Raw genomic sequence first — 6,706 nt, 5'->3', positions numbered from 1 at the left:
GGAACGGACGCTTCCTTCGGACCGCCTTCCAGCGGGCCCTCCGGGCGCTTCGTTCTTTCGTGTTTCCAGCTTACCAGATGTTTTCCGCTCCGTTTTCCGGAGTTTCATTCATCGGATTTGCTGGTGTCTTCTGCGGCTTGGTGCCCCGTCCGACGTTTCAAACTGTAGCCGACCCCCGCTTCGAAAAGCGAATCCAGCCGCAATCCCCATAAACGCGCACGCCGAATTAACCTCGGGCCGGAGCGCGAAAAAGCGAACGCGACACAGCCCAGGACGGGAAGTGGTGTTTCAAGGGATTGGCTGCTCCGGGACCGTCCGCGCCTACGCGTGTCCGGTGCTCCCAGCCGAGCAGCTAGAGAACACTACGCCCGGCAGCGGCCCCGCGCAAACGGGCCGGTCACGCCGGTTGCGGGCGTACTGCGGTGCCGCCGGCCGGGCTCAGCGCTCGCGGCCGCGCGGCTTCAACGGGGCGGCGGGGAGTTCCGGGGCGGGGAGGCGGGCGCCGGCGTAGCCGTGGACCTCGCCGAAGCGGTCGCCCGTCGTCCAGTCGGCGCGGGCCTGGGCGATGTCCTCCGTCGAGCGGCCGATGAAGTTCCACCACATGACGATCTTCTCCTCGAAGGGCTCGCCGCCGAGGAGCAGCGCCGAGGCGTCGGAGCGGGCGAGGAGCGGGAGCGCGCGACGGCCGCAGCCGAGGTAGAGCATCGAGCCGGGTTCGACGGGGACGCCGTCGACGTCGATCCGGCCGGTCATGGCGAGGACGGCGTACTCGAACTCGGGGACCAGCGGGAGCCGGAGGTCCGTGCCCTCGGTGAGGGCGAGGTCGGCGCCGATCAGCGGGCTGTGGGTGGTGCCGGGCGAGGTGGCGGTGTCCAGGGTGCCGAGGATGACGGTGGCGCGCAGGCCGGGCGCGGTGACCACCGGCAGGTCGGGGTGGTGCTCGAAGGAGGGGGCGGTGTGCCGGTGGGCGTCCGGGAGGGCGACCCAGAGCTGGGCGCCGTGGAGGTAGCGGGCGTGCGGGCGCGGGGACTCCTCGGAGTGGGAGATCGCCCGCCCGGAGGTCATCAGGCCCAGCTCGTACGGCCGGACGGTCTGCAGGCTGCCGAGGCTGTCGCGGTGGAGGACCTCCCCTTTGTGCAGCCAGCTGACCGTCTGCAGGCCCATGTGCGGGTGCGGCGGCACCTGCATCCCGGGTTCGTCGGCGATGTCGTCCGGGCCGTAGTGGTCGACGAAGCACCAGGCGCCCACCATCCGGCGGCCCAGGTTGGGGAGCAGTCGGCGGACGGCGGTGCTCTCGCCGAGCTGGACCAGGCGTCCGGTCAGCAGGTCCTGCACCGGTCCGCTGCTGGCCTCGCGGCCGCAGGTGGTCGGGGCGGGCTTGAGGTCGAGGTTGCTCATCGCGGTTCCACCACCGTCATGGGAAGGGCCGGGCCGGGGAGGGCGCACCGTCACCGATCATCCGTGACGGTGCGGGGTTCCTCCACCCGTGCCCGGCCATCCGGCGGCCACCGCGGGCGCCGCCCCGGCGGCGGGGCGGCTCAGTGCTCGCAGGCCCACCAGGCGTCCTTGCTCGCCCCGGCGGCGAGCTCGCGCAGGCTGCGGACGGCCTCGGCCGGGTCCGCCGCGCCGTAGACGGCCGACCCGGCCACGAACACGTCCGCGCCGGCCTCGGCGCAGCGCTCGATGGTGGTCGCCGAGACGCCGCCGTCGACCTGCAGCCACAGCTCCAGGTCGTGCTTGGCGATCAGCTCACGGGTGCGGCGGATCTTCGGCAGCATGATGTCCAGGAACGCCTGGCCGCCGAAGCCGGGCTCGACCGTCATGATCAGCAGCATGTCGAGCTCGGGCAGCAGGTCCTCGTAGGGCTCGATCGGGGTGCCCGGCTTGAGCGCCATCGAGGCGCGGGCACCCTTGGCGCGGATCTCGCGGGCCAGCCGGACGGGGGCGGCGGCGGCCTCCACGTGGAAGGTGATCGAGCCGGCGCCGGCCTCGACGTACTGCGGGGCCCAGCGGTCCGGGTCCTCGATCATCAGGTGGCAGTCGAGCGGGATGTCGGTGGCCCGGGCGAGCGATTCGACCACCGGGACGCCCAGGGTCAGGTTGGGCACGAAGTGGTTGTCCATGACGTCCACGTGCAGCCAGTCGGAGCCCCGGACCGCCTCGGCCTCGTCGGCGAGCCGGGCGAAGTCGGCGGAGAGGATGCTGGGGCTGATCTGGGGCATGGCCGACTACCTTCGTACGAGGGCTTGCGAGGGCTGGGCACCCGGGAGGCGGGCGCCTCGGGCCATCATCTCGCGCCGTACGGCCGTCGACCGCACCCGCCGACCGGCGCGTGACCGTGATCACACGCTGCCCGGGTTGCCGGGACGGCCCCGGTGGCGGTCAGCTCTGGAGCGACCGCCGGTGCCCTCCCGTTCGTCGGGCCCCGCCCACGACGAGGAAGAGGAAGAGGAAGGTGTCTCGATTGTCCGAACCCGTCCACCCCGCCCGCGCGCTCTGGTGGCTCTTCGAACCGGTGTACGCCGTCACCTTCCTCCAGCCCGAGAGCCGGGCGGCGTTCGAGGCGGCCGGGCTGGACGGCGGCTGGCACGGCTACTTCGCCGCCCGCTCGGCCCCGCTCGGCGCGGTGGGCGCCCCGCCGGTGATCGCCGCGTTCTTCAGCTTCGCCCCGGCGGCGGTCGAACGCGCCCTCCCCCGGGTGTGGACCAGGGCCAGCCCCGAGCGGGTGCTCGCGGCCAGGACCGAGGGCTCGGCGGCGGTGCTGGCCCGGCTGCTGGCGCCGGTGGCGCCCGAGCTGGTCGAGACCGCGGCGACGGCGCTGGAGGAGGCCGTGGACCGGGCGGACTGCGCGGGCCGGGTGCTGGCCGCCGCCAACGCCGCGCTGCCCCGACCCACGGACGCGGACGTGTACGGCCGGCTGTGGCACGCCGCGACCGTGCTGCGCGAGCACCGCGGGGACGGCCACGTGGCCGCGCTGGTCGCCGCCGGGCTGGACGGCTGCGAGGCGCCGGTGCTGCACTGCGCCACGGGCGCCTCCCGCAAGGTGCTCCAGCCGCTGCGGGGGTGGACGGACGAGGAGTGGGAGGCCGCGGCGGCGCGGCTGGTCGGCCGGGGCTGGCTGACGGCGGCGGGCGCGGTCACCGAACTGGGCCGGATCCGGCACCGGGAGCTGGAGGCGGCCACCGACCTGGCCGCCGGCCGGGTCTGGGAGCACCGGCCGGACGGCGAACTCGACCGCCTGACCGCCGCGTTGCGGCCGATCGCGGCGATCTGCCGGGCCGAGATGCCGATCGACCCGCTCGCGATGCCGCCGGTGCGGGCCTGAGCGGATCCCCACCCGGGACCCGCCGGGGACCCACCCGACACCCGCCCGACCGCCCCCGGCCACCCGCCCGCACACCCCCGACACCCCCGCACGTGACCGTCGTCACACCCCGCCGGGGATTACCGGGGCCGTCCCCGTGGTCATCAGCACGTGAACGGCCCACGCACCCGCCCGGGCGACCCCGACGATCCGCCGCCCGCGCGACCGCCGCCGCCGTACCGACCAGCCGAGCTCCCCGCGCCCGCCCGGAGCCCCGTCCGAGGAAGGTCTCCCGATGGCCGATCTCGTCCATCCCGCCCGCGCGCTCTGGTGGCTCTTCGAGCCGGTGCACGCCGTCACCTACTTCGAGCCCGAGTGTCGCGACGCCTTCGAGGCGGCCGGCCTGCGCGGCTTCTGGCGCGGCTACTTCGCCGGCCGCTCCGCCCCGCTCGGCGCGGTGGACGCGCCGCCGGTGACCGCCGCGTTCTTCAACTTCGCCCCGGCGATGGTCGAGCGGGCCCTGCCCGCGCTGTGGTCGCTGGCCAGCCCGGAGGAGGCGCTGGCCGCCCGCAGCAAGGGTGCGGGCGCCGCGCTGGCCCGGCTGCTGGAGCACGTGGACCGCGGTCTGGTCGAGCGGGCGGTCGAGACCATGGAGCAGTCCGCCGAGCGGCTGGACTGCGCCGGCCGGGTGCTGGCCGCCGCCAACGCGGCGCTCCCGGCCCCGCCGGGGCTGTACGAGCGGCTCTGGCGGGCCGCCACCGTGATGCGCGAGCACCGCGGGGACGGCCACGTGGCCGCGCTGGTCGCGGCCGGGCTGGACGGCTGTGAGGCCCTGGTGGTCCGCTGCGCGATGGACATGCGGCGCGAGCAGCTCCAGCCGGTGCGCGGCTGGACGGACACCGAGTGGGAGGCCGCCGCCGAGCGCCTGGTCGAGCGGGGCTGGCTGACCGCGACCGGCTCGCTGACCGAGCTGGGCCGGACCCACCACCAGGCCCTGGAGGCCGCCACCGACCTGGCCGCCGCGCGCGTCTGGGAGGACTACCCGCGCGCCGAACTCGATTCCCTGGCTGCCGCGTTGAAGCCGATCTCGGCCCTGTGCCGGAGCAGCCTGCCGTTCTACCCGGTGGGGCTGCCGGACAACACCTGACCGTCGTCGGCGCCGGGCGGGCCGAGCACGATCCCCCGCCCGGCGTAGAACGGTCCGAAGGAGCGCCACGGCACCCGGGCGAAGGCCTGCGACTCCCCCGGGAAGCCGGAGGGGTTGTGGATCAGCAGCGCCGTCCCGGTGGTCCCCACCGCCAGCACCAGGTGGCCGCCGCGCCGCACCGGCTCGGGCCCGTGCGGCTCCCGGATCGACGGGTGCACCGAGAGCATCACCAGCCGCCCGGCCGCCAGCTCGTCCGCGACCTGCGCGGGCGTCGACTCCGTCGCCCGGGCGGCCAGTCCCCAGCGCCGCCGGGCGTAGTCGGCGAACGGCACGTGGACCAGCCCGCGCAGGCTGTCGCCGTCCCGGACGTACGCGCCGGCCGCCAGGCACTCACGGGCCAGCACCATCGCCGCCGGGGTGACGCCCCACCAGTGCTCCAGGGCCATCCGCAGGCAGGCGACGCCGCAGAGCCGCCAGGACCACCAGGCGTACTCCTCCGGGGTGGCGGCCCCGGACTGCCCCCAGCGCGGGTCCCGCGCGGCGTCCAGCCGCCCGTCGACGATGTCCCGCACCAGCTCCGCGGACTCCCACTGCGCCCGGTAGGGCACCTCGTGCACCACCCGCGCCGGCCGGACGGCGCCCTCCTGATCGACCATCCCCCGACGCTCCCACACCGGGGTCGCCGGACGGACTCACGACACTCCTTGAGCGCCCGTCCGGTCGTCGGCGCCGTCCGCGACGTACGGGCAGCTCAGGCCGTCCGGACCGGCCGCCGCACCCTCCGCCTGCTCCGCGCCGCCCGCCCCGTCGGAGCCGTCGCCCGAGCGGAAGGCCAGGCGCTGGGCGGCGTGCCGGCCGCGCGCCTCCAGCGGCAGCTGGCCGGTGGCGCCGGCCAGGCCGAACGCCGGCATGTCGAAGTAGATCGACTCGTAGCCGCCCTCGGGGACGATGTACGTCTCGTGCCAGAGCCCGACGTGACCGCGCAGCTTGCCCTCCCGGATCTTCCGGTTGGCTATGCCCCAGACGGTGTGGTGGAAGCCGTCCGGTGCGCTCGCGTAGCGGTACAGGTGCTCCTTCGACTCCCAGTACTGGACGACGTAGTACGTCCGCGGCGAGGCGGTGAGCAGGATGCGGCCGCGCAGGCCGCGCTCGGGGCTGCGGGCCAGCTCGTAGAGCATCCGGAACATCGCGAACATCACCGGGCCCCAGTGGTGCACCGCCCAGAAGCGGTTGATCCGCATGCCGATCAGCAGCACCACGGTGTCGCCGGTGGCGGCGGCGGTGGTGTAGCCCGGTTGCGGCTTGGCGAACAGCGGCATCTGTGCCTCCCGGTACTCGCGCTCACGACTCGCGCTCACGACTCACGACTCGCGCTCATGTAATCGGCGATTACATCAGCGCGCACCAGGCCGGTCAAGGTTCGCCGCAGCCACAATTCCGTTACCGCTCAGGAGGGTTGACCGTCCCGGCGATCCCCGCGCGGAAGGTGTCCAGGACCCGGACGGCCAGCTCCTCCGCCCGCTCGGCGGGCAGGTAGCCGTCCACGATCATCTGCGCCAGCCCGTACACCAGCGCCTGCCCGGACAGCAGCACCAGCTCCGGATCGCCGGGGCCGACCCGCCCGGCCTGCTGGTCCGCCACCACCAGGCCGGCGAACGCCCGGTCCAGGCCGTCCAGTTGCTCCCGCAGCTGCGGGTCCCGGGGGGCCGAGAACACCCGCGAGCGCACCAGCTCGAACCGCCGCGGATGGCGCAGCGCGTACCGGACGAAGCCCAGCCCGAGCGCCCGCATCGCCGACCCGCCGACCGCCTCGGCGGCCGCCACCTCCGCCTCCTGCCAGCGCGCGAAGTCCGCCAGCACCCGGTCCGCCAGCGCCGTCAACAGCGCCTGCTTGTCGGCGAAGTGGCGGAACGGCGCCCCCGCCGAGACCCCCGCCCGGCGCGCCACCTCGCGCACGCTCACCTTCTCCTGGCCCTGCTCGTCCAGCACCTCGAACGCCGCCGCCACCAAGGCCTCCGGCAGCGCCCCGTGGTGGTAGGCGCCCCGGTCCCGCTCCCTGATCCGTTCCGTCATACCCGTCTTGCTACCACAGCGCCGGGGTGTCGGGGCGGCGCGTCCCCGGCCCCTCGCGCACCAGCTCCTCGCGCACCGCCCCGCCGAGCCCCGCGGGCCCGCCGGCCGCCGCCGCGGCGCCCACCGCGGCCCGGGCCGCCACCCCGGGGTGACCCCGGGGGGCCAACCCGGGACCCGCCATC

At 75.1% G+C, this 6,706-nt stretch carries 7 protein-coding genes; 2 read left to right on the top strand and 5 right to left on the bottom strand.

Annotated features, from left to right (window positions below):
• Positions 1-438: 438 nt before the first annotated feature.
• A complete protein-coding gene (locus ACFWXO_RS18180; RefSeq protein WP_380524865.1) occupies positions 439-1,398 on the bottom strand; it encodes a pirin family protein in 960 nt (319 codons plus the stop codon).
• Between the two features lie 140 nt (positions 1,399-1,538).
• Positions 1,539-2,222: a ribulose-phosphate 3-epimerase gene (gene rpe, locus ACFWXO_RS18175; RefSeq protein ID WP_375889830.1), complete on the bottom strand. Its 684-nt coding sequence runs from the start codon at positions 2,220-2,222 to the stop codon at positions 1,539-1,541.
• 242 nt (positions 2,223-2,464) lie between these two features.
• Between rpe and ACFWXO_RS18170 the strand changes: the two genes are divergently transcribed.
• Together ACFWXO_RS18170 and ACFWXO_RS18165 are read left to right on the top strand one after the other, a co-directional pair.
• On the top strand, positions 2,465-3,325 hold the full coding sequence (locus tag ACFWXO_RS18170) for a hypothetical protein (RefSeq protein WP_380524864.1): 861 nt from the start codon (positions 2,465-2,467) through the stop codon (positions 3,323-3,325).
• Positions 3,326-3,599: 274 nt separating this feature from the next.
• Positions 3,600-4,451: a hypothetical protein gene (locus tag ACFWXO_RS18165; protein WP_380524862.1), complete on the top strand. Its 852-nt coding sequence runs from the start codon at positions 3,600-3,602 to the stop codon at positions 4,449-4,451.
• On the opposite strand, the gene ACFWXO_RS18160 is transcribed toward ACFWXO_RS18165, so the two are convergent.
• The 3 genes from ACFWXO_RS18160 to ACFWXO_RS18150 all read right to left on the bottom strand — a co-directional run bounded on the left by ACFWXO_RS18160 (position 4,421) and on the right by ACFWXO_RS18150 (position 6,524).
• A complete protein-coding gene (locus tag ACFWXO_RS18160) occupies positions 4,421-5,107 on the bottom strand; it encodes a C39 family peptidase (RefSeq protein ID WP_380524861.1) in 687 nt (228 codons plus the stop codon). The genes ACFWXO_RS18165 and ACFWXO_RS18160 overlap by 31 nt on opposite strands.
• A 36-nt stretch (positions 5,108-5,143) precedes the next feature.
• On the bottom strand, positions 5,144-5,764 hold the full coding sequence (locus ACFWXO_RS18155; protein WP_380524869.1) for a DUF4188 domain-containing protein: 621 nt from the start codon (positions 5,762-5,764) through the stop codon (positions 5,144-5,146).
• 127 nt (positions 5,765-5,891) lie between these two features.
• Positions 5,892-6,524 (bottom strand): TetR/AcrR family transcriptional regulator, encoded by a 633-nt coding sequence (locus ACFWXO_RS18150; protein ID WP_380401594.1) that lies wholly within the window; start codon positions 6,522-6,524, stop codon positions 5,892-5,894.
• Positions 6,525-6,706: the final 182 nt, after the last annotated feature.

Source organism: Kitasatospora sp. NPDC059088, assembly GCF_042738155.1.
Lineage (GTDB): Bacteria > Actinomycetota > Actinomycetes > Streptomycetales > Streptomycetaceae > Kitasatospora.
Note: the sequence above shows the minus strand (reverse complement) of the source record. Positions and strands in the feature narration are given on the sequence as shown.

What these genes read in the sequence shown, in the direction of transcription:
- ACFWXO_RS18150 (WP_380401594.1), bottom strand. Translation starts at nt 6,524, where the DNA reads ATGACGGAACGGATCAGGGAGCGGGACCGGGGCGCCTACCACCACGGG.
- ACFWXO_RS18180 (WP_380524865.1), bottom strand. Translation starts at nt 1,398, where the DNA reads ATGAGCAACCTCGACCTCAAGCCCGCCCCGACCACCTGCGGCCGCGAG.
- ACFWXO_RS18165 (WP_380524862.1), top strand. Translation starts at nt 3,600, where the DNA reads ATGGCCGATCTCGTCCATCCCGCCCGCGCGCTCTGGTGGCTCTTCGAG.
- rpe (WP_375889830.1), bottom strand. Translation starts at nt 2,222, where the DNA reads ATGCCCCAGATCAGCCCCAGCATCCTCTCCGCCGACTTCGCCCGGCTC.
- ACFWXO_RS18160 (WP_380524861.1), bottom strand. Translation starts at nt 5,107, where the DNA reads ATGGTCGATCAGGAGGGCGCCGTCCGGCCGGCGCGGGTGGTGCACGAG.